Source organism: Staphylococcus simulans, from assembly GCF_002994445.1.
Classification (GTDB): Bacteria; Bacillota; Bacilli; order Staphylococcales; family Staphylococcaceae; genus Staphylococcus; species Staphylococcus simulans_B.
The window spans coordinates 32,919-55,222 of record NZ_MRZJ01000011.1 but is presented as its reverse complement, the minus strand read 5'-3'; the positions used below and the strand labels follow the sequence as shown (position 1 = coordinate 55,222).

Genomic DNA, 22,304 nt, shown 5'->3' with positions numbered 1-22,304 from the left:
TTCTACTGTGTAGTCGCCATTTTCTAAACCTGTGAAGTTGTATTTACCTTGTGCATCTGTTGTTGCTGTTTCTGTTGTACCGTCTGGTTTTGTTAGAGTCACTGTTACATTTGCGATACCCACTTCGTTTGAGTTTTGGATACCGTCTTTGTTTGAGTCTTCCCAAACATAGTCGCCTAAGTTGTAAGTTGCTGGAACTGGTGTTGGTTCAACCGCAGGTTTATAGAAACCACTGTCGATTGTTTTGTTATCTGCGTTATTGATTGTCGCTGTTGTTTTCAAGCCGTTTGAGTCTAATGCTTGGTCGCCAACGTTTGTTAATGTTGCTTCATAACCTTCTGGTGCTGTAAATTCTACTGTGTAGTCTCCGTTTTCTAAACCTGTGAAGTTGTATTTACCTTGTGCATCTGTTGTTGCTGTCTCAGTTGTACCGTCTGGTTTTGTTAGAGTAACAGTTACATTTGCGATACCCACTTCGTTTGAGTTTTGGATACCGTCTTTGTTTGAGTCTTCCCAAACATAGTCACCTAAGTTATATGTTGCTGGAACTGGTGTTGGTTTGTAGAAACCTGAATCAATTGTTAGATTGTCGCCACCTTGGATTGTTGCTTTCGCAACTAAACCATTTGAATCAACATCTGCATTCGTACCATCGCCTTGAACCGTTGGTTCATAACCTTCTGGTGTCGCAAATTCAACTACATAGTTGCCATTCGTCAAGTCTGTAAATAAATAGTTGCCGTATTGGTCAGTTACCGCATTTTGCAATACATTGCCGCTTTCATCTTTAAGGGTAACGTTAACACCTTGAAGTGCACTTTCACCTGCATCTTGGATACCGTCTTTATTTGTATCTTCCCATACATAGTCGCCTAAACGATATGTTTGTTCTGTACCGTCACCAGTACCTGAACTATCAGATACAATGACACCATTATCCCAATAGTAGCTGTTTTTGATGTTATTAGTGTCTGTAGTATAGATAGTATCTCTAGTAGTAATTTCATTACCGATTGTTGTATCGAATGGTGTTTCCATAATAATGACGTATGGTGAATCGATTGCTCCAAAGTCAATTTGAACTAAGCCATCTTGATTTGTGTGGATTTTGCCAGCATTTTGGAAATCTGCTGCTAAATCTTGTTTTCCAGTTGTATCGAAATAGTAGCTGTCTGTCAGCGTATTCGGATCATCCACTTTATAGATTTGGAATTTTGAATCAGTAGTATTAATAATGGCACTGCTTCCCTCTTTAGGCGCTAAAGTTACAAAAGCATCGTTTAAAGTTTTATCTTGAGGGTTAACATAAATCGTTTGTTTGAACGTATTTGTTGTATTCGTGTTATCCACATCTGATATTGAAGAAGATAAGCTTGCTGATTCAAAACCTTCATCCACAGGTGAATAATTATAAGTGATTTCAGGGCTATATGTTTCTCCCGCTAAATCATAGTTTAATGGGTAAGTTCCAACTGATTGTGCATCTTGACGGTCAGGGAATTGCGCAATATTAAAGCTTCCTGCAATGTTGTCTTTGCCATTCACCCAGTCAGTAAAGGTATATGTTAATGTTTTAGTATTTGTGTCATAAGAACCATCCGCAATAGTAAAGCCTGCTGGAGAATCAAGAGAGAAGACCATTTTATTATCATTGCCTGTGTAGTCCAATGCGCCATCTAAATTAACATTATCTGGGAATTGGAAAGTGAAGTAATCTCCTTGTTTAACCGTACCGTTCACAGTGTAATCTCCTGTTAGAGCAAAGTTACCGCCTTGGTTAGGATCAATTGCTGTTTCAGTGATTTGCGCATTTGAAACAGTTACTAAATCATTAACATTCGCCCCTGTTTGCGTTACTAATGTATCGTTAGGTGCTCCTGCAGTGAAAGCTGATGCTGATCTTAACATTGGCGTTGTTTCTGCTACTGTTTCAATTGTATTTGCATCTTTATTTTGAGATGACTGCTGCAACAATTTAGCAGCTGCAACTTCAGGTGAGTCTTGAGGTGTTACACCTGCTTGTTCAGCTAATTGTTGTGTCGCTGCATCATTATTTGTACCTGTTACTTCAGCATTAGTCGGTTCTGCCGCTGTAAGTTGTTGCGGTGCTGCTGTTAATGTTGTGTTTTCAACAGTATCTGCTTGAGGTGCAGAAGTTACATTTTGTTCTGGTGCACTTTCTTGTTTTGGCGCTGTTTCTGTCACTGTATTTTCTACTGGTGCTGTTGTGTTATTTTGTTTTGGTGCAACTGTTTCGTTAGCAGTTGACGTTTCTTTTTGTGCTGTTTCTTGTGATTTTGGTGCTTGTACTGCAGTATCTTCAGTTTTTACTGTTGTTTCTTCTTTAGTAGGTGCCGGCTGTTCAGCTGGTGCTTCTTGTGTTGCTGACGCTTGTTCTTGTGCCGGTTGATTTGCAGTTTCAGTTGCTGTTTCTTTTGCAGCAGTTGTTTCAGTTTGTTGAGCTTCTGGCTGCGCTGTATCTTGTGTTGGTGCTGGTTGTTCTGCAGTTTCTGGTGCAGTCGTCGGTGCTGCTTCTTTAGTTGTTTCTGCAGATTGTGTTTTTGTTTGATCTGCAGTATTTGTTTGTGTTTCTGTTTGACTAGTTTGTGCATCTGGAGCAGGTTGGTCTGTTGGCGTATTAGGCTGTTCTGATGTACTGCCTGTAGATTGACTAGAGTCGTTTGCTGCTGTTTCAGCTGCTCTTGCCTCTTGACCTAATCCGAATAATAATGTTGCTCCTACGATAATTGATGCTGTTCCAACCGTGAACCTGCGGATGGAATATTTGTTTTGACGTCTTGCGTCAAACCCATTTGAACTTTTGTTCATGTTATTACCCCTTTCGATAGCAAAATTTTGTTAATATTTATAACTCCCATAATGCTAAAAAAGAGCCGAACAAATCTGCTATGTACTAAAAGAACGCCGGAGAAGGTTTTATAGTGAAATAGACAGACTCTCTTCATCCCTGGGGACTCACATCATGAGTTGAGTACAATTACAAATCAGTCGACTTAATTTAATGATATTTAAACCCAAATAAAAAATATTGTATTTAATAGTGAAAACTGTACTATTACTGCGAAATTTTGAAAATTAAGATTTCGTATTTCTTCTGTATTGCGTAGGTGTCATTTTAAATTCCTTTTTGAACTTTTTACAAAAGTGAGACGAATCGGCATAACCTAACATTTGGGAGATTTCACTTATACTTAGATTTCTATCTAGTAATTTCTTAGCATCTTCCAATTTAGATTTAGTGATATATTTCTTCACTGTCATTCCGAGTTCATTTTTAAAATTTAAATTTAATGTCGTTTGGCTAATGTTGAATTCCTTTGCGATAGATTCTATAGTCAGCTCATTATACAAGTTCTTATTGATATAACTGAGTATAGAAGATAGAAATGGTGAAATTTCTTCATCTACGATTTCGCTTATCTTTTTAGTAAAGAAGACAATGGCACCATTTCTAACTTTCATAATTTCAGAGAAGCTTTTTGCGGCTTCATTATCAATTATCATTTGATCTCTTGTGCGTGTAGCTTCTAAAACATCCATGCCCGATTCAATTGCAAGTTGTGATAACTTTTCAAATACAATAATTGAATAGTTTTTCTCGCTGCGAATCGAATCTCTTTTGCTTACAGGCATGATTCCTCCTTCCAAATCTGACAGAGATTTTTTTAACTTTTTCATCGAACCTTGTCTTACTAGTTTCAGTACTTGCTTTTCATACTCTAATTTTTTTCTTTCAATATCATTTTCTATAAAAAATAATTTTTCCAGCCCTGCTTCATCCAACATTTTCTGCAATTTCATCGCATAATTATGTATAGGCTCAAAAGAATTGTCGGTTGTGTCTGACGTAAAAAGGTAATCTACCAATTTAATGATGTCTTTAAGATCTTCAAGTGAATAAACTTTCAACGCTTGTACATAATCATTGATTGCGTGTTTAAATTTAATATTGATGTTTTGGTCTTTCAGATACTTTTCAAAGCAATCCTCAGACGGTAAGCAGTTTACTTTGAGCGGTCCGAATAAATAATATTTTTCTTCAAAATAGTGCAGTAGAAATACCTCATCTAAACTGCCTGTCAAAATAAAACAATTCAGCCTCTCATTCTCACGCTCAACTGACTTAATAAGATCAAGTTCATTATATTGCGGGCTTATGTGTTTCTTCGATGTATACTCCTGTATCTCATTCAGATTAGAATCGTATGCTTTAACATTTATGCCTAAACATACGTGAAGCGATTTTAAAATTGCTGTTTCTTTCATTTCTAATCAAAGACCTCCTAGTTAAAACGAAGTTTCTTTTGCCTCACACCTTTATCATAATGGTAAAACGAAATATTTAATTGTACATATTATTAAACATTGTATGTTTATAACATACAATCGCTCACAAGTTGTATATCTATAACACTGTCATCATAAGGTTAAACCACGCAAGCGCTTTCTTATATTTTTAGATTACCCACTATCAACCAACAATACTTTTATCATAATTAATTAATTATTTGTTTTTGTCAACAAATATTTTTTGAAAATTACAATAGACGAACATAAAAAATACGCTGTATCACCTAATGGATACAGCGCGAGTTTCTTGAATCTGCTTTATTGATAGATTTTTTTGAGTGTTTCAGCGAAGTCATGCGGTTCTTGGACATATCCTAGATGACCGCCCTGAGTTCTGTTTATTTCAATAGATAATGCTGCCGCAAGATAATTGTTCACTTCTTGCGGAAATGAGCCTGTGGTATCTGTGCCGTTTAAGAGTGCGATTTTCTCTTTCAGTTTTCGCAGCGTTTCGATTGTCACTTGAGATGCAGTATATTGGCGCAATTCATATTCAAACCAATTTTCCATTTCTTTCAAGTGTTGTACTGTCACTTCATCTTCCGCATCTTCTGCTGGTTGTGTCATCATTTCTTGATCAAGAGATGCGAGACGTAATGTTTCTCCCAATAATTCCATCGCATCTGACATGCCTTCATCATTTTCAGCTTCTACGATTGTTTGATTTTTATCTTGCCAATGTTTTGCATCAGGCAAGAATGAATTAATAAGAGGTTCATGCAACGCTGCTGTATTAACGATATCAGGATAGTCTTGCAAAAGGTGCATCGCAATAATTGCGCCTGTGGTTGTACCGAAAATATTGACCGGTGCATCTTTGCTTTCATGTTCTGCTAATTGTGCAATATCTTCCACATCTTGTTTAACACGGTATTCACTTTTAGAACTGCTGACTTCTGCAGGCAGCGGTGCTGTAAGATGACTTTGTCCAAAGCCTCTGCGATCTACCGCAATGACGGTATAATCCTCTGCTAATGTTTTTGCCATCGGCAAAAAGATATCTCCAGTACCATTAGCCCCTGGAATTAATATTAAAACTGGTCCTTGTCCGAGTTTATGGTAATGCAAGTTGGTTCCCTTTAAGTTTAAAGTTTCCATATTCATTCCCTTTCTCTGTATAAATGCTGTGAAGCGATTTAAAGTTTGATATGCCAATCGTTTCCCTAAATTCTTCAAATCATGCAAAATCAATGATGTTTCACGTAAAACAAGCAAATGTAAAGGATTTATTCAGATTATTGCACTAATATATTTTTAATGTAAATCGCATTGAAAAACGTTAATCCTTTGTATATCTTATAGGTTAAATGCATTCATACATATCACAGTTTTCATCACATCTTAAAGGAGGTACACCGATGACCGTACTTAGTCGCTTCGACCGTATGAAAAGTTACCAGAAAATCGCATTATGCATAGGTATCATAGCTATGATAATCGTCTTCATTATTATGATCTTAAATCGTACACACCTGATGCATATTCCTGGTGCGAGTCTTATCTTCAGAAGCTCACGTCTTATCATGTTAGTCAGCTTCGCTGTTTATATTTTTGAAGAAAGCAAAATACTCGCTTGTATCCTTGCGATTTTAGGCTTAATGTTCTTTTTCTTTTAATAATTATCCCGCGTATTTCTTTAGAAGTGCGCGGGTATTTTTTATTTTCTCCCTCCTCTTTTTCATCGCCTGCGATAGAATCCAACACCATAATACATAGCAGCTGATTAAAGCCTTGCACGCTAAAAATCTTTCCTCTTTTGTGTAAATATAAATTGATACTTATAAACTATTTCTATTATTTTTCTTCAATACACTAAAGATATTACATATATTACAAATATTACCATTGTCAAACAATTGTTAGGCAGAACGCAAAGATGACTCATGTTAACAATTGTAGTGTCTTGCTTTATAGTCGTTATAGAATTTCCGAATTCCCCCTCTATTTAGATAATTACTATTTTAGTTATATTCATCTAATATTAATACTGTTTTTATTAACGATTAATAACAGATTATAAACATTTTTACATTTCGGTAAAATTGTATTTTTTAAGAATCTAATATGTTAATCTGTTCGGGGACAAAAAAGAATGAGGTGAAATAGTTGTTACTAGTTGTAATTTTTTCTGCTTTAATCTTGGTTCTAGGCATCTTAGAAATGCGCAAACATCGAAAACGTATTGATAAAATCCCATTACGTATCAACATCAACGGTATCCGCGGAAAATCTACCATTACACGTTTGATTTACGGCATTATGCGCGAAGATCACTACAAAGTAATCGGTAAGACGACAGGAACCGATGCACGTATGCTGTATTGGTTTGATGAGAAAGAGTATCCCGTTGTTCGTAAGCCGCAAGGCCCTAACATCGGTGAGCAAAAAGAAATTCTTCAAAATGTGATTGATAATAATGGTGAAGCTATCGTTAACGAATGTATGGCTGTTAACCCTGACTATCAAATCACATTCCAGGAGAAGTTATTACGTGCCAATGTAGGTGTCATTGTTAACGTTATGGAAGACCATATGGAAACACTCGGCCCTACTTTGGATGAAGTGGCAGAAGCATTTACAGCTACGATTCCATACAACGGCAAATTAGTCATCATGAAAGACGACTACACAGAATTTTTCAAAAAGGTTGCTGACAAACGCAACACCGAAACAATTATCGTCGACAGAGACGAAGTAGAAGAGTCCCTCCTTCGTAAATTCGATTACATTGTTTTCCCAGATAACGTCGCAATCGCGATGGGAGTTGCTGAAGCAATCGGTGCTAACAAAGAAGTAGCACTTGAAGGTATGCTGAATGCTCCGCCAGACAGCGGTGCTGTTCATATACATTATTACCACAAGAATGATACGAAGAATATTTTCGTTAACGCCTTCGCGGCAAACGAACCGCAATCTTCAAAAGCCATCTTGCAGAAAGTCATCGATTATAAATATCCTCACGAAAAGAAAGTCATTATCTTAAACTGTCGTGGCGATAGATTAGACCGCACGAAACTCTTCGCTGAAGATTTCATTACTAAAGTCGATTACGACACATTGATTTGTGTCGGTAAGAGTACGCAATTAGTAACAGAAGTCATGAAGAATGAGCGCCCGGACAAGAAATACTTGAACTTTGAAGGGAAGCCGTTCGAAGAAGTAGAACAAGCTATTTTTGAAGAATCAAAATCTGCACTGATATTTTGTGTCGGAAATATACACGGCAATGGTAAGAAAGTTGTCAATTTATTAGAAGGGTTGGATTAATTTTGGTAGGTTCAGAGCTGTATTTTTCATTATTCGTAGGCATCGTGCTGAGTTTGATATTCGCTGAGAAATTCGGGATTACACCAGCCGGTCTTGTTGTTCCAGGTTACTTAGCATTAATCTTCGATCAGCCGATTATGTTATTATCCGTGCTTCTGATCAGTTGTTTAACATACTTCATCGTTGCACATGGTATTAGCAGAGTTGCATTGCTGTACGGTCGTCGTAAGTTCGCAGCAATGATTTTAACCGGTATGATTATCAAGTTCATATTCGACTTGATTTATCCACTGACTCCCTTTGAGGTCATACAGATATCCGGTATCGGTATCGTCATTCCTGGTATTATCGCAAATACAATTCAAAAACAAGGCACAATTACAACATTAGCATCATGTATGTTGCTGACTTGCATGACTTACGTTGTTTTATTTGCATATAGCTTCATTAAATAAAAAGGAGATGCATTATGGCGAATAAAGAACCTTTCAATATAGAGAATTGGATTCTTAAAAAGTCTAAAAACCAGAAAAAGCATAATTCTAAATATATGATTGGTGTCACTGTCATTGCTCTCGTTTTGCTCATTATCTTTATGGTAGCGTTCAAAACAGATAAAGTTGACGTATTTGCGAAAGACAAAAAAGACGATGTACATCTTGCTTACTTAGGCAACGTCACTTTAAACAAACATATCCGCCAAAACAGTTTGCATGATATGTTCAGTTCAATTTCAGACATCATTGAAGACAGTGATTATTCAACAGCAAGCTTGAATGTAAATAACTTTGCTGAGGATCCTAAAAAAAATATCAAAAAGAACATGAGAAATATTAGTTTCTTAAAACATCAAGGCTTTAAAAACTTAAACTTAACGAACAACTCTGTTGATATAGAACAAATCAAACAAATCGAGAAACAGACAAGTTCACGCTTCGGCTATAACTTTATTACGGGTAACGGTTCAAATGCGATTAACAGTAAAGTGTCGCATAAGACAGTCAAAGGCAAGAAAATCGCCAGTGTGTCCTTTACAGATGTGAACTCAAAATATATGGACCCTAGAAAAGCGACGACTTCGATTGCTTTAGACCCTAAAATCTTTTTACCTTTAATCGAGCAATTAAAGAAAGATAATGACATGGTCATTGTTAATGTCGATTGGGGTATCCCAGATGAGCCGAACGTTACAAGCCGTCAACGTACATACGGTCATGCCCTGGCAGATGCCGGCGCTGATGTCGTTGTTGGTCATAACTCAGTCGTACAAAAAATCGAGAAGCATAAAGATACAGATATCTTCTACAGTCTCGGTAATGTGACTTCCGACAAGTTCTTATCAGAGAACAAAAAAGGACTCGCATTGCAGCAATCATGGGACGGAGATAAAAGTAAATTCATGATCACACCGATTAAGACATCAGGAGACCAAATTACGAAAGATAATATGAATTTCATTGAAAAACAAAAATTAACAAACCGTATCTCAGATCCGTCGATCAAATTAAAACAAACTAAAGGAGGTTACCAATATGAAAGTTAAAAATTACATTCTTTACGGTGTAATCGTGCTGGTAATTGCGGCTATCTTTCTGATGATTATCATGAGTAACGCAAACGAGCCTTTAGATAAATATGAAAAGCAAGACCTTAAAATCGAACAAAAAGTAAGTCTAAATGGAGGCGTCATCTTCCATGAGTATTTATAGCAAAAAGGTTTTGGGTGTCATCTTTGTAGTCACCCTCATCATTTCGACGGTCTTCTACTTCGTGAACAAAGAAGATACAGTAGATAAAGATAAATTGTATGAGAACAAATTAGCGTCGCAAAATCATAAAAGCGCCGATAAAAAATATGGGGTATCAACGAATAACAAAATCGCCAGAGAAGTTGGTAATAAAATTTTAGAAGACGGCGGAAACTCTGCCGATGCAGCCTATGGTGTTGCATATACGTTAGCGGTAACAGAGCCTTATGCTGCTGGTTTAGGCGGCGAAGGGGCTTCCATGACATATGATGGAAAGAAAGGTTCTAAACCAAGCGTATACGACTATAGTGCTGTTTCATCTTACCACTACAAAAACGGCGACCAAGTCGGCGTACCAGGTTTTGTTAAAGGTATGCACGACATGCATGACAAAGAGGGAAAAATGAGCGAGAAAAAAATCTTGAATTATGTGATTCCGTTAGCTGAGGATGGGTTCCAAGTCAACACAGACTTAGCCAAACTTCTTTCAAAATACAGCGCAACCATCGATAAAGACTCACCTTTCTTCAAAGACAATAAAGTCGTGAGCAGCGGTGACGTTGTAAAACAAGAAGACTTAGCAGATACACTAAAAGGCATCAGAGATCATGGTGACGACTACTTCTATAAAAAGCTGGGTTCAAGTATCGCTAAACAAACGGACGGCAACTTAGAAGAAAAAGACTTTAACGACTATGGTACGAAAAAGAAACAACCGATTTCTACAGACTATCTCAACAATAAAGTCTATACCACACCTAACCCGACAAGCGGGTTCTTATCATTACAGGCATTGAAAATCGATCAATCCTTAAACGGCAACTATGGCGAAGATACACCGAAAGACTTCGCAGAAAGTGTAGCCAACGCACGAAACGTCAACTTTAAGAACAGATATTTAATCAATGATAAAGTGCCAAACGACATGAAGAAAGTTGAAGATGAATACGTACTGAAACGTGCGAACAAATACAAAAATCAAGAAAACAACTTCGGATTGCAAGGACAAGTCAATACAGCAGGTTCACACTTCGTTGTCATTGATAAAAAAGGCAAAATGACAAGTACAACGAACACATTGAATAACTTCTTCGGTAACGGCAAGTATACTGAACAAGGCTTCTTCCTAAACAACTCACTGAAACGCTTCTCAACAGCGCCCGAAAGTGATAATAAAGGAGAGCCGCATAAATCACCGCGTTCTTATATCTCACCGACAATCGTTGTAGGTGATGATTATTACGTAGGTGCAGGTACACCAGGCGGCAACAAAGTACCGACATTAACACATGAATTCTTATCTTCTTACTTGCGTAACGGCGACTCGCTGCAAAAAGCAATTGAGAAACCGCGTTTCTATAACGATGGTAAGAAAATGTATTATGAAGACGGTATGGATGATGAACAAATCAAAAACTTCAAAGACCTCGGTTATAAACCTGCCAATAGTTCAGACAACCCTAACTTCGGAAGTCTTCAAGGTGCCGCTTACTTCAAGAAAGACAAAAAAGTCGAAACAGGACACGACGTAGAAATCAGATAAGGTGCAAAAGACGGCGGGACTTTCCGCCCTCTCCCACCTGATTATGTACAAAAAGCAAGCGAGGCAATGAGTAAAGCAATGGCAAGATTGTATCTCATACCTCGCTTCTTTTATTTTAAAGGAGGTAGCATCGCCATTTCACAAGATCATAAAACTAAGGCATTGCGATTGCTCGCAATCTTGCTGGCCAGTTTAGCACTGACCACCATCATCTTTATTCCTTTTTTCATCAACTCATTTTCAAAAGGGCTGGCTTTTGCTGGTAAAGGCGATGGATTTTCACAGTTAATTCCTTTTCAGAAGTATTTGTATCATCAATATACACACTTTAGAAGTTTCTATGATGTGTCATTTGGTTTAGGCGGTGATTATACTAAGAGTTTATCCTATTACTATGCGACATCACCGATTATGTTGATTTATTTCTTTTTCATTTGGATAGGCGAACAGCTCTTTCACCTGCCGACACATGACATCAAGTTTTGGGCAGGCACGCAAATTTTCTTATGTTATATTCGTGTCTTCTTAACCGTTGCGGTCAGTTACTACTTATTCAGATATCTTATCAACAAAAGAACAATCGCAATTTGCGCGACTTTAATGTATGCCATCTCTGTCGTAACTATTTACTTCAACTTTACGTGGTCATTTTACGGAGATGTATTAATATTCTTCCCCCTATCTCTATTAGGGATGGAACGTTTCTTTCGAGAACGTAAAATCGGATTATTTATTATTGCAGTCGCACTGACTTTATTCTCTAATTTCTATTTCAGTTATTATGAGTTCATTACATTAGGTTTCTATTTCCTTTATCGTATCATTTGGCCTTATCGAAAAGATGTGGTCAATCGTGTACAAAAGGTTTATGTATTAGCTGTTGCGGCTGTACTCAGTTTAATGGTCAGTATCGTCGGCTTTTACACAGGCGTTTCAGGTGTCATGGCTAATGACCGACAAATCAATCCTAATTTAAAACTCTCGTGGTTCATTGATTTCCAAGAGAAATACCATATCTTTTCAGATGGTTTCTATATCACGATTTCAATGCTTACCTTTGTTGCACTATGTGCATTCAACTTATATAAATATTATTTCTATCGCTTATCTGCGATTGTCACTTGGATTATGCTGATTGGTTCATTAACCCCTTATTTCGATAGTTTCTTTAACGGCTTTTCCTTACCAGCCAGAAGATGGATCTATCTGTTAGGGTTCTCATCCAGTTTGCTCATTGCGTTATTCATGAAGCATTTAGCTGAAGTGTCGATTAAGCAATTTGTCATCACTTCTGCATTATGTGTTTGCGGTATGCTGTATATGTTCACCAACTATGATGGCGATAACAGCTTTATGATCGCAACTTTCATTATCATGCTGTTTATGTATGTCTTGCTTCAAAACAAAGAACTGTTGTCCATGAAATATACACCTTATATCATGATTGGCTTAATCTTTATCCAGCAAGCTGTAATGATAAAGAACTATCATGATACACATATGGACATTTATGAACGCCCTATCGCCTCTATGGAGAAAGATAATTACAACAGCGAAAAGCTTCAAAAGCAGTTTGATCATCTACAGAAAACTAAAGATCCGTTCAGCCGTATTGAATACCTTTCATTCTCAGCACAGAACTCTCCATTGATTTACGGCTTTAGAGGCGTAGCTTTATATTCAAGCTTATTCAACGGAGATGTCTTGGACTATTACGATAATATCATGCAGATTCAGCAACCGATTGATAAGAACAGTAATCACCGCTTCTTAGGGAATCGCGCCAACTTAATGGCACTATGGAATGTACAAGACCGCTTCAAGAATCCGCCTGACAACACCATGCCTTACGGCTTCAAAACGAAGAAAGTCATCGAAGGCAATGAAAATAAATACAAACATTCCGAAAGCACCATTGATTATCCAGCCACACACATCACAGATAAAGTGTATGATAAACAATCACTGAAAACACCGATTGACCGTGAACATGCAATGTTAAAAGGTGTTGTGTTAGACCACCCTAAGACAACCACATCAGACATCGAACATAATGTTAACTTAAAAGACGATATCAAAGAACAGTCCGATGATGCAGATTGGGAACCAGATGACCATACACTGCACGTTAAAGAGAAAAACGGCGGTATTGATTATGAAGTCCCTGATAACATTAAAAACAAATACAAAGACTTGTATTTCGAGATGGAACTGGAATTAAAATCACCAGACAAGCCACACAAAGTGAAATTGAATGAAGCCAGACAACAACGTTCTTCACTCAACTACTCTTACCGCCGTGTCGTCAATCCGATTACGATTCGCGTAAAAGCCGACGATAAAGTACGATTGAACCTGCAAAAAGGCAAGTACAAATATCAATTAAAAGGCGTTTACGGCGAAGACTACGACACATTGAAATCTGCCGCTAAAGAGGTAGATAAAGTTAAAATTAAACAAACCAATCATGGTTATCGATTCACTAAAGACAAAAATGATAAAGGCTATCTCGTTGTACCGACACCTTATAAAAAAGGGATGAAAGCCAAAGCTGATGGAAAAGAAGTGGAAGTTAAAAAAGGCAACGGTATTCAAACTGTCATTCCTGTTAAGAAGGGACAAAAACAGATTGAACTGTCTTACACACCGCCCCATCTCTACCTATTATTATTCATCAGTTTAGCTGGTATTATCCTTTCTATCTTCTTTACACGTTTTGTTTATAAAAAGGTTAAGCCTTATCCTCAAGATTAACCGACTAAAAAGAGCAGTGCCGCTTTGTTTATTAACGAAGCTTCACTGCTCTTTTTTCATTATTCATTTTCATTCAATGCTTCATCCATACCGTCAATAAATTCATAGAAGTTAGACGTCCAGTTGTCTGAATCTTCTCTGGATGCTTTAGACATATCGCCGTCTTTGAAAAAGTTTCTGACAAATTGGTTGGATAATTCCATTTGGACCCCTGCACGATTTTTATTTTGGTTCACGATATTATGAGGGTTCTTACCGCCAAGCTTCCCTTCTGCTCTTGTGACTGAGATACCTCTCTCAGATAAAACACGTGCAATGCGGTTTCTTAATGCTATGTCGCGCCCACCGATATAGACATCGCTGTCGCTCAAGCTTGCTTTATGAATAGTAATGGTACGTTCAGATTGTCTGATCATCTTTTGTGCTTTCGGCTCATCGTAATGAATAGCTGTGACATGCAAGTCTCGGTTATTTTCATAACGTATACCTCTGAATGAATAGAAACCAGAACCTGTTTGATCAGCAAGTTCTCTTGCGATTTCAGTCGTTCCCGGTTCGATACCGCCGCCGTGTATCGCCGCAATTACCGTCGGATTGGTTTCATTGCGTGTTTCTATCTCCCAATCTTTGCATTCCTCAGTATCACTTTTAAGATCTGTCATGGAATTGTATTTATCAGCGGCACATCCTGTATGAGAAGTATACGACAACACCATCACGATAATAATCACGATGATGCCGATGACTAACACCGCTGCGGCAATCCCTTTTATGTAGGCGTGATTGGTCATACGCCTTGCCCCCTTGCTCATAATTTCAGTTACTGCCCATGATACACGTCTCAATTTTTCGGCACAAGAATTATAAGACTGTCTAAGCAGGTTCATTTGAGACATGATTGAGGCAATTGATTTTTGTATTTTCCTTAATATATGTAAAAGCAGCGTGCTGATGACAACACACTGCTTTTACATGTTCTTCTTATTGTTGAGACTGATTCAATCCTTCATTAACACCATCCGCAAATGAATGCATTTGCTGAGTATAGTTTTCAGGATTTTCACGTTCAGGTCGGAAGACATTGCCGTTTTTGAAGAACTTGTTGGCAAACTGATTATTCAATTCAATCTGTACACCTGCTTGCTGCTGATTCTGATTGGTAATATTATTTAAACTTTGTCCCGCAATATTACCAGTCGCAGGCGCAACATCGAATCCTCTTTGAGTAAGAGATTGTGAAATATTGTTGCGTAATTGTGCATCACGTCCGCCTACATAAATATCATTGCCTGAGCGCGCTGTTTTATGGATTGTGACTGTTCTTTGAGATTGATTCACCATTTCTTGTGCTTTCGGTTCATCATAATGAATAGAAGTGACATGCAATTCTTTATTATTCGTCGGTCTGATACCTTGGAATGAATAATAACTTGCATTGTTTTTATTTGCTACTTCTTCTGCAATTTGACTTGTACCTGGTTCAATACCACCGCCGTGCGGTGCCACAATGACTGTGTCATTTGTCCCTTGTTTCGTATCTATCTGCCAATCTACACCTTCTTGTGTTTGCTGCTGTAATTCTGTCATCGATTGATAACGATCCGCTGCGCCTGCATTAGAAGGTGCAAGCAATATTATACCGATAACAATCGCCGCTACTGCACCTGCCAATACTACCAATGGATTTTTTAACGTCTTTGTCATAGACAACTCCCCTTTGTCATTTGAAATTGTTACTTATAACGCTGCTCCTTTGTTTTCCTACATCTAAGAATAATCCCAAGATTATTCCTATTAATAATATTCTTTCCGTTGTGACACTAAATAATCATATTTTTTTACGGAAATATATGAATCTGAATTAATAATAATTAGAGAAGTTATGAAATAAGCGGAAGCAGATACAAAACCATGTTTACATAAATCTTAAATGTTGTAATAATGCTCAAAGTGCTATGAACACATCAAAAATAATTTTAATTTTTTTCAGCACTTAAAACGGTGTCAAATTCATTCAATTTTCAATTTGTCAGAATTATCAAAACACTTGATATAACTAGCTTTCTAGCGTTTTGTGAAATGACAGTGTTTTCCCTAAAAATACAAACACTTGTCTTAAAGTGGCAATTGCCTTGCCATATTAGTGTTGAAAGCGATTTCAAATTTATGTATTATGACACTAAAGATATAAAAGGGGCGTGGTTGATGTTATGCAAGGAGAAGAGAAAAATGGACAAGTTGTTGAAGAAAAAGAGAAAAAGCCCATTGGTATTTGGCCATCATTATTCACTTTAGGCTTGATGATTGCAGTCATGCTATTTACTGTAGCAGTCTTAAAGAAAGAACCGCATATACCGCTTATGATTGGGACAGCGGTTGCGATTGGGGTAACCATGCTGCATGGTTATAAATTCGAAGACGTCGAGCAGATGATGTATAAGGGGATCAGACACGCATTGCCTGCGATTGTCATCATCATCTTAGTCGGCTTGATTATCGGTTCTTGGATCGGCAGCGGTGTGGTTGCGACAATGATTTATTACGGATTGCAATTAATTGATCCGAGATTCTTCTTAGCGGTCGTTGTACTGCTTTGCGGTATTGTCGCACTGGCCATCGGAAGTTCTTGGTCTACCATGGCAACTGTGGGGGTTGCTTCTATGGGGATTGGTATGAGTATGGGAATCAATCCTGGAATGGTTGCCGGGGCAGTCATTTCCGGTTCATACTTCGGTGATAAGATGAGTCCTCTATCAGATACGACGAACTTAGCATCAGGACTGACAAAAGTAGATTTATTCGAACATATTAAACACATGATGTTTACAACAATACCTGCGTTGCTGATTTCTGTTGTCGCATTCTTCTTTATCGGTATGCAATACGGAAATAAAAACTTTAATCCGAAAAATATCAATAAAATCCTTACTACAATGCAAGATCAATTCTTGATTTCACCATGGTTATTATTGATTCCATTAGCAGTAATTATTCTAGTTATGTTGAAGGTACCCGCAATTCCAGCGATTTGTGCCGGTATTATCTTAGGTTTCTTTGCACAAATCTTTGTACAAGGCGGTTCTTTAATAGAAGCACTGACAGCGCTGCAAACAGGCTATACAATGGAGTCTGGTAATAAAATGGTAGATGAACTCTTTAACCGCGGCGGTTTAGAATCTATGTTCTATACCATTTCATTAACATTAGTTGCGATGACTTTTGGTGGGGTCTTGGAATACTCAGGTATGCTGGATTCATTAATCAGTATCATTTTACGTTGGGCAAAGAATACAGGTTCTCTGTTAACTTCAGTTATTTTATCTTGTATCGGTACCAACTTCACTTGTTCTGAACAATACATTTCAATCATTGTACCAGGACGTATGTATGCGAAAACATTCAATGAAAAAGGGTTGCATCCGAAAAACTTATCACGTGCATTAGAAGACGGCGGCACACTGACTTCTGTCTTCGTACCTTGGAACACTTGCGGTGTTTTCATCGCTTCGACATTAGGCGTCGGTGTTATGGAATATGCACCATTTGCGATTTTAAACTATTTAGTACCGATCATTTCTGTCATCTTCGCATACACTGGCTTCAAGATTGTGAAATTGCCTAAGGACAAGCGTGCGGATGCTGGAAAAAAGAAAGCGGTCTTGCCTAACGATACGAATTTAGCATAATAATTATCGAAATATTTCGAATTAATACAATAACTATAACTGCACACCCTCTTTATGAGGGTGTCTTCTTTGTATGAAAACAGCTTTTTGACTTACATATTTTGAGAACCTTCCTTATTAGTCGAATTCAAACAATAATTATTTTCTGAGATAATCCTAATCATTTCTATTTATATTCAAATAGATTATAACATTACTCATATAAGGATATAGGACAATAAAAATACGTTAGGAAAGCGTTTTCTAAGTAAAATAAAAGGTGCTTTGCTTATCTTATAAGCTGAAGATTGATAGAATGGAGAAGTATTCTATTTCCAAAATCATGGAAACGTGCGTTAGTGTTAGGAGGAGTAAAAATGAATAAACCCGATTTGGTAGCACCTGAGGATTTTAATATCGTTTCAGAAATTGAAATGTATGCGAAAGATCCATCTAAATTAGCAATTATCTTTGAAAACAATGCAGGTGAAACTACTAAAGTTACTTATAAAGAATTGATTAAAAGCGCAAACCGTATCGGCAACTTATTTAAAGAAAACGGTTTGAAAAAAGGGGATACCTTATTAATCAAAATGGAACGCAGTATCGAGACATATGAAGTCTATATTGCGGCCTTAAAACTAGGTGTTGCTTTAATCCCAGCATCAGAGATGCTTAGAACCAAAGATTTGCAATACCGTATTACGCACGGTGAGGTAGATGCTGTATTATCTATCGCTTCAGGTGCAGACGAATTCGAAGGCGTTAAAGAATATGATGACTTGACTAAGTTCATCATTGGGGAACATAAAGAGGATTGGATTAACGTCGAAGACGGCAAACAAGCAATGAGCGATGAACTTGAAATCACACCAACAAAGCGTGATGACGTCGCATTCTTGCCGTATACTTCAGGTACAACCGGCAATCCAAAAGCGGTTGTGCATACGCATGGTTGGGGCTATGCGCATATGCAAATGGCACCGAAGCACTGGTTGAATATTAAAGAAGATGACATTGTTTGGGCTACTGCAGCACCTGGTTGGCAAAAATGGGTTTGGAGTCCATTCTTATCTACAATGACATCTGGTGCCACAGCATTTGTATTCAACGGACGCTTCAACGGCACTATCTATTTAGAGCTGCTAGAGAAGTACAAAATCAACGTGTTATGCTGTACGCCTACTGAGTACCGTATTATGGCGAAACTCAAAGATTTAGGCCAATATGACCTATCACACTTGCATGACGCTGTATCGGCCGGAGAACCGCTGAACCAAGAAGTTGTAGAAAAGTTCCAAGATACTTTCAATATTACTGTACGTGACGGCTACGGCCAAACTGAAAGTACTTTGCTTATCGGCTTGCTTAAAGACGTAGAAGGCCGCCCAGGTTCAATGGGCAAAGCCATCCCAGGCAGTGAAACAACAATTATCGACGATGACGGCAATCTTGCAAAAGTCGGTGAAGTCGGAAATATTGCAGTACCTGTTGACTTGCCTGCACTCTTTAAAGGTTACTTTAAAGATCAAGAACGTACACGCGAACGTGTTGTCGGCAATTACTTTATGACAGGCGATTTAGCGAAAATTGATGAAGACGGCTACTTCTGGTTTGAAGGCCGTAAAGATGATATTATCATCAGTTCTGGTTATACAATCGGACCTTTCGAAGTTGAAGATTCACTAACCAAACATCCGGCTGTTAAAGAATGTGCAGTTGTCGCAAGCCCACATGAATTACGCGGTAATATTGTTAAAGCCTTCATTATCTTGCAAGACGGTTATGAAGCAAGCGATGACTTAGTCAAAGAACTTCAAAATTATGTAAAATACGATGTCGCACCTTATAAATATCCGCGTGCTATCGAATTTGTGGAAGAATTGCCTAAAACAAACTCAGGCAAAATCCGCCGCGTAGAATTACGTGATGCTGAAAAAGCAAAATACGAAAACAATCAAAATTAACTTTATGATATGCCCTGCCTCTTGGCGGGGCCTTTTTAATGCTTATCATTATTTCCTGGGATATAAAAAACTCGACAGATTTTACATCTGCCGAGTCATTTTATAAACACTTAAGATTTCATTTGTTTATCAATCGTTGCTTTCACACGATCAATGTCGCCTGAAACATCGATTGCTGGTTTTTTAGTCAATTTAGATACAATAATTGTAACTAATACGCTGGCAATCACGCCTGGAATGATTTCGTATAAGTTGAAGAAGTCGTTTGTTTCACCTAGTGGTTTAGCGAATACAATCCACAAGATAACTACTACTGCTCCTGCAATCATACCGCTGATTGCGCCTGTACGGCTTAAACCTTTCCAATATAATGACATTACAACTAACGGACCGAATGCGGCACCGAAGCCTGCCCATGCATTACCTACAAGGTTTAAGATTGTGTCGTTTGGAGACCATGCAATCGCAATTGAGATGATTGCGACAATCAGTACTGATAAACGACCTACAAGTAAGAATTCTTTTTCACGTTTTCTTGCTGCTTCTTCACCGCGGATTAATTTGTAGAAGTCTTCAGTCAATGAACTTGAAGTTACTAATAATTGTGAAGAAATCGTACTCATAATCGCAGCTAAGATTGCGGCTAATAAGAAACCGCCCACTAACGGATGGAATAAGATTTGGCCCATTAAGATGAATAATGTTTCCGGGTCTTTTAATTCCACGCCTTTATCTTTAACGAATGCAATACCGATTAAACCAACGAATACTGCACCGATTAAACTGACAGCCATCCAGCCGATACCGAAACGGCGTGCAGTTTTTAATTGTCTTACTGTTTTAATACTCATAAAGCGCACGATAATATGCGGTTGACCGAAGTAACCTAACCCCCATGCGAAGAATGAGATAATACCGATGATTGTTGTCCCTTTAAACAGATCCAAGTTTGTCGGTTTCAAGTCTGTGACAGTTTGGAATGTATCTAATCCATTTAATTTCAATAGTGCTACTACCGGCACCATAATCATTGCGATTAACATAATGACACCTTGGAAGAAGTCTGTCAGCGATACAGCTAAGTAACCGCCGAAGAATGTATATGCAATAACAATCACTGAAATTAAAATAAGTCCCCAATGATAGTCGATTCCAAATGCACTGTTGAACAGTTTACCGCCTGATACCATACCCGCGTGTGTATAAAGGGTAAAGAATACGACGATAATACCGCCAGAAATAATTTTAATAATATTTGATTTGTCATCTAAACGGTTCTTGAAGAAGTCAGGAAGCGTAATTGCGTCTCCTGCTTGTTCAGTATATACACGAAGTCTCGGTGCCACTACGAAGTAGTTAATGTATGCACCTAATGTTAAACCGATTGCGAGCCATGCGGCTGAAAGTCCAGTAGTATAAACTTCGCCGGGCAAGCCCATAATCATCCAACCACTCATGTCGGATGCCCCTGCAGAAAGTGCTGTAACGTACGGCCCAATGCTGCGTCCGCCTAACATATATTCACTGACATTGCCTGTAGCTTTCTTATAGCCGTAGTAACCAATCACAAGAAGGATTAAGAAGTATAATCCAATCATGATATAAGTCTGCCAGTCTGGGTGTACCTGTTGTCTCAATGTTGCTCCTAAAGTAAACATGTCTAAAATAAACATCCTTTCAAATTATTGGAATAAAATGTACGGATCGTTCTTAGGCATTGCAATGACAAGGTTCAGAATCCATTTAAAGCTTAGAAGCCAAGTGTTTGAATGACTTCATACAGCCCCCATTCACCCTGAAATTTTATTTTGATCAGCAATCAAACATTCGAAAAGTACATGCAATGTACTCGCCCCTCTCGAACTGCTCAATCCATGTTGAACTGTCTCTCAAACAGACTTCCCCCAATGTCCTAAATCAAAGTCCTTTGTTTATGTAACGTTGTATAAAATACTGTTCGAGAAACAAATTTTATAAAAGCTATTTTCTCATACCCTTTTTTATGGATTGAGAACCTTTTATCTGACCAAAATATTAACCTGAAATCCTTTTTCCCTTGCAAAAAATTGCTTTTAACTTTTTAGCAAAGATGTTTCTTAGCTTAACACAATGAAGATTTTACGCAAATTCAGATTGGCAAAAACCCCCGTTTTCTTAGGGTTTTTAAGAGGCTTTTTTCCCCGTTCGATATTTCAGTATCAGTGGTTACAGCGAATACTGAAATTTTTTTGAAAAAAATTTAGTTTGACCTTCTTTTTAACCAAAAATCAACTAAAATATTGCAAAAAATTTAAATAAGCGCAACCGTTGTTATCACAGGACTTAATGCGGTTTTATTAATTGTAATATTCGGAATATTTGTTGAAAATACGTCTAATTGTGGTAATATTAAACAAAATTACACTAATACTGTAACTGAAAGAGGGATAGCAAATGATTGAGGAAGTTGGTTTTCAAATCAAACTTATTAGGAATCAACAGAAACAAACTTTGAAACAACTCAGTGCGTTGACAGGATTGTCAACAAGTTTCTTGTCTCAAGTCGAACGGGGTGAATCATCAATCGCGATTACATCACTCGACAAAATTGCTACAGCTTTAGATGTTAATATTACTTCATTTTTTTCACCAGCAGAGAATAACGACTTCCATGTACAACCTCAAAAAATGAAACCTTTAAATATTAACCATTCTAATTTAACTATCAAACGCGTTTCCAGCGAGTTTGAAAATCGTAACTTAGAAACATTTATTATTACACTTCTACCCGGTGATCGCAGCGAGAATTCAATGCACGGGGGCGAAGAGTTTTATTATATGATATCCGGAGAATTAACGTTTTATGTCAACAGCAGAAAGTACACAGTTAAAGAAGGAGAAGTACTTCACTACCCTTCTCGATTTAAACACTATTGCAGTAACGAATCAGAATCTCCAGCTACAGTATTAAGTGTAGTCACACCGAAACTGTTTTAACTTCCAAACTTGA

The 22,304-nt window shown here is 37.7% G+C and carries 16 protein-coding genes; 10 read left to right on the top strand and 6 right to left on the bottom strand.

Features of this window, described 5'->3' with window-relative positions:
• The 3 genes from C7N65_RS11200 to C7N65_RS11190 form a co-directional block, all read right to left on the bottom strand.
• Window positions 1-2,829: SdrD B-like domain-containing protein (locus C7N65_RS11200; protein ID WP_105994553.1), on the bottom strand; the 2,829-nt coding region annotated here is incomplete at its 3' end.
• Window positions 2,830-3,096: 267 nt separating this feature from the next.
• The gene (locus C7N65_RS11195; protein ID WP_105994552.1) at window positions 3,097-4,287 is read right to left on the bottom strand and encodes a YSIRK-targeted surface antigen transcriptional regulator; all 1,191 of its coding nucleotides are present in this window, start codon (window positions 4,285-4,287) and stop codon (window positions 3,097-3,099) included.
• 342 nt (window positions 4,288-4,629) lie between these two features.
• Entirely contained in the window at window positions 4,630-5,469 is an 840-nt protein-coding gene (locus C7N65_RS11190; RefSeq protein WP_105994551.1) for an alpha/beta fold hydrolase, read from the bottom strand.
• Window positions 5,470-5,729: 260 nt separating this feature from the next.
• On the opposite strand from C7N65_RS11190, the gene C7N65_RS11185 reads away from it, so the two are divergent.
• The 7 genes from C7N65_RS11185 to C7N65_RS11160 all read left to right on the top strand — a co-directional run bounded on the left by C7N65_RS11185 (window position 5,730) and on the right by C7N65_RS11160 (window position 13,683).
• A complete protein-coding gene (locus C7N65_RS11185; RefSeq protein WP_105994550.1) occupies window positions 5,730-5,987 on the top strand; it encodes a hypothetical protein in 258 nt (85 codons plus the stop codon).
• Between the two features lie 490 nt (window positions 5,988-6,477).
• Entirely contained in the window at window positions 6,478-7,638 is a 1,161-nt protein-coding gene (pgsB, locus tag C7N65_RS11180) for a poly-gamma-glutamate synthase PgsB (protein ID WP_105994549.1), read from the top strand.
• 2 nt (window positions 7,639-7,640) lie between these two features.
• Complete coding sequence (gene pgsC, locus C7N65_RS11175) at window positions 7,641-8,093, top strand: poly-gamma-glutamate biosynthesis protein PgsC (protein WP_105994548.1); 453 nt, start codon at window positions 7,641-7,643, stop codon at window positions 8,091-8,093.
• A gap of 14 nt (window positions 8,094-8,107) precedes the next feature.
• Entirely contained in the window at window positions 8,108-9,181 is a 1,074-nt protein-coding gene (locus C7N65_RS11170) for a CapA family protein (protein ID WP_105994547.1), read from the top strand.
• Complete coding sequence (locus tag C7N65_RS12565) at window positions 9,171-9,347, top strand: hypothetical protein (RefSeq protein WP_158698128.1); 177 nt, start codon at window positions 9,171-9,173, stop codon at window positions 9,345-9,347. The genes C7N65_RS11170 and C7N65_RS12565 overlap by 11 nt, the downstream gene beginning before the upstream one ends.
• Window positions 9,334-10,929: a gamma-glutamyltransferase gene (locus tag C7N65_RS11165; protein ID WP_105994546.1), complete on the top strand. Its 1,596-nt coding sequence runs from the start codon at window positions 9,334-9,336 to the stop codon at window positions 10,927-10,929. Before C7N65_RS12565 ends, C7N65_RS11165 begins: the two co-directional genes overlap by 14 nt.
• A gap of 66 nt (window positions 10,930-10,995) precedes the next feature.
• Window positions 10,996-13,683: a YfhO family protein gene (locus tag C7N65_RS11160; protein WP_234019087.1), complete on the top strand. Its 2,688-nt coding sequence runs from the start codon at window positions 10,996-10,998 to the stop codon at window positions 13,681-13,683.
• Window positions 13,684-13,742: 59 nt separating this feature from the next.
• Here the strand turns inward: C7N65_RS11160 and C7N65_RS11155 are convergent, their stop codons facing one another.
• Both C7N65_RS11155 and C7N65_RS11150 read right to left on the bottom strand, forming a co-directional pair.
• Window positions 13,743-14,474 (bottom strand): poly-gamma-glutamate hydrolase family protein, encoded by a 732-nt coding sequence (locus C7N65_RS11155; RefSeq protein ID WP_158698127.1) that lies wholly within the window; start codon window positions 14,472-14,474, stop codon window positions 13,743-13,745.
• A 190-nt stretch (window positions 14,475-14,664) separates the two neighbouring features.
• A complete protein-coding gene (locus tag C7N65_RS11150) occupies window positions 14,665-15,387 on the bottom strand; it encodes a poly-gamma-glutamate hydrolase family protein (RefSeq protein ID WP_105994543.1) in 723 nt (240 codons plus the stop codon).
• Between the two features lie 506 nt (window positions 15,388-15,893).
• Here C7N65_RS11150 and nhaC point away from each other — a divergent pair.
• Complete coding sequence (gene nhaC / locus C7N65_RS11145; protein WP_105994542.1) at window positions 15,894-17,369, top strand: Na+/H+ antiporter NhaC; 1,476 nt, start codon at window positions 15,894-15,896, stop codon at window positions 17,367-17,369.
• 356 nt (window positions 17,370-17,725) lie between these two features.
• Entirely contained in the window at window positions 17,726-19,315 is a 1,590-nt protein-coding gene (gene mbcS / locus C7N65_RS11140; protein ID WP_105994541.1) for an acyl-CoA synthetase MbcS, read from the top strand.
• A 110-nt stretch (window positions 19,316-19,425) separates the two neighbouring features.
• Here the strand turns inward: mbcS and putP are convergent, their stop codons facing one another.
• Window positions 19,426-20,973 carry a sodium/proline symporter PutP gene (gene putP / locus C7N65_RS11135; protein WP_105994540.1) on the bottom strand — a complete coding sequence of 516 codons (1,548 nt, stop codon included), beginning with the start codon at window positions 20,971-20,973 and terminating at the stop codon, window positions 19,426-19,428.
• 775 nt (window positions 20,974-21,748) lie between these two features.
• Between putP and C7N65_RS11130 the strand changes: the two genes are divergently transcribed.
• A complete protein-coding gene (locus C7N65_RS11130; protein WP_232167667.1) occupies window positions 21,749-22,291 on the top strand; it encodes a helix-turn-helix domain-containing protein in 543 nt (180 codons plus the stop codon).
• The last annotated feature ends 13 nt before the right edge of the window (window positions 22,292-22,304 follow it).

Bases quoted from the DNA above. Each gene is read 5' to 3' on its own strand.
- C7N65_RS11195 (WP_105994552.1), bottom strand. From the start codon at position 4,287: ATGAAAGAAACAGCAATTTTAAAATCGCTTCACGTATGTTTAGGCATA.
- C7N65_RS11190 (WP_105994551.1), bottom strand. From the start codon at position 5,469: ATGGAAACTTTAAACTTAAAGGGAACCAACTTGCATTACCATAAACTC.
- C7N65_RS11185 (WP_105994550.1), top strand. From the start codon at position 5,730: ATGACCGTACTTAGTCGCTTCGACCGTATGAAAAGTTACCAGAAAATC.
- C7N65_RS11170 (WP_105994547.1), top strand. From the start codon at position 8,108: ATGGCGAATAAAGAACCTTTCAATATAGAGAATTGGATTCTTAAAAAG.
- C7N65_RS12565 (WP_158698128.1), top strand. From the start codon at position 9,171: ATGAAAGTTAAAAATTACATTCTTTACGGTGTAATCGTGCTGGTAATT.
- C7N65_RS11165 (WP_105994546.1), top strand. From the start codon at position 9,334: ATGAGTATTTATAGCAAAAAGGTTTTGGGTGTCATCTTTGTAGTCACC.
- C7N65_RS11160 (WP_234019087.1), top strand. From the start codon at position 10,996: ATGAGTAAAGCAATGGCAAGATTGTATCTCATACCTCGCTTCTTTTAT.
- C7N65_RS11155 (WP_158698127.1), bottom strand. From the start codon at position 14,474: ATGACCAATCACGCCTACATAAAAGGGATTGCCGCAGCGGTGTTAGTC.
- C7N65_RS11150 (WP_105994543.1), bottom strand. From the start codon at position 15,387: ATGACAAAGACGTTAAAAAATCCATTGGTAGTATTGGCAGGTGCAGTA.
- nhaC (WP_105994542.1), top strand. From the start codon at position 15,894: ATGCAAGGAGAAGAGAAAAATGGACAAGTTGTTGAAGAAAAAGAGAAA.
- mbcS (WP_105994541.1), top strand. From the start codon at position 17,726: ATGAATAAACCCGATTTGGTAGCACCTGAGGATTTTAATATCGTTTCA.
- putP (WP_105994540.1), bottom strand. From the start codon at position 20,973: ATGTTTACTTTAGGAGCAACATTGAGACAACAGGTACACCCAGACTGG.
- C7N65_RS11130 (WP_232167667.1), top strand. From the start codon at position 21,749: ATGATTGAGGAAGTTGGTTTTCAAATCAAACTTATTAGGAATCAACAG.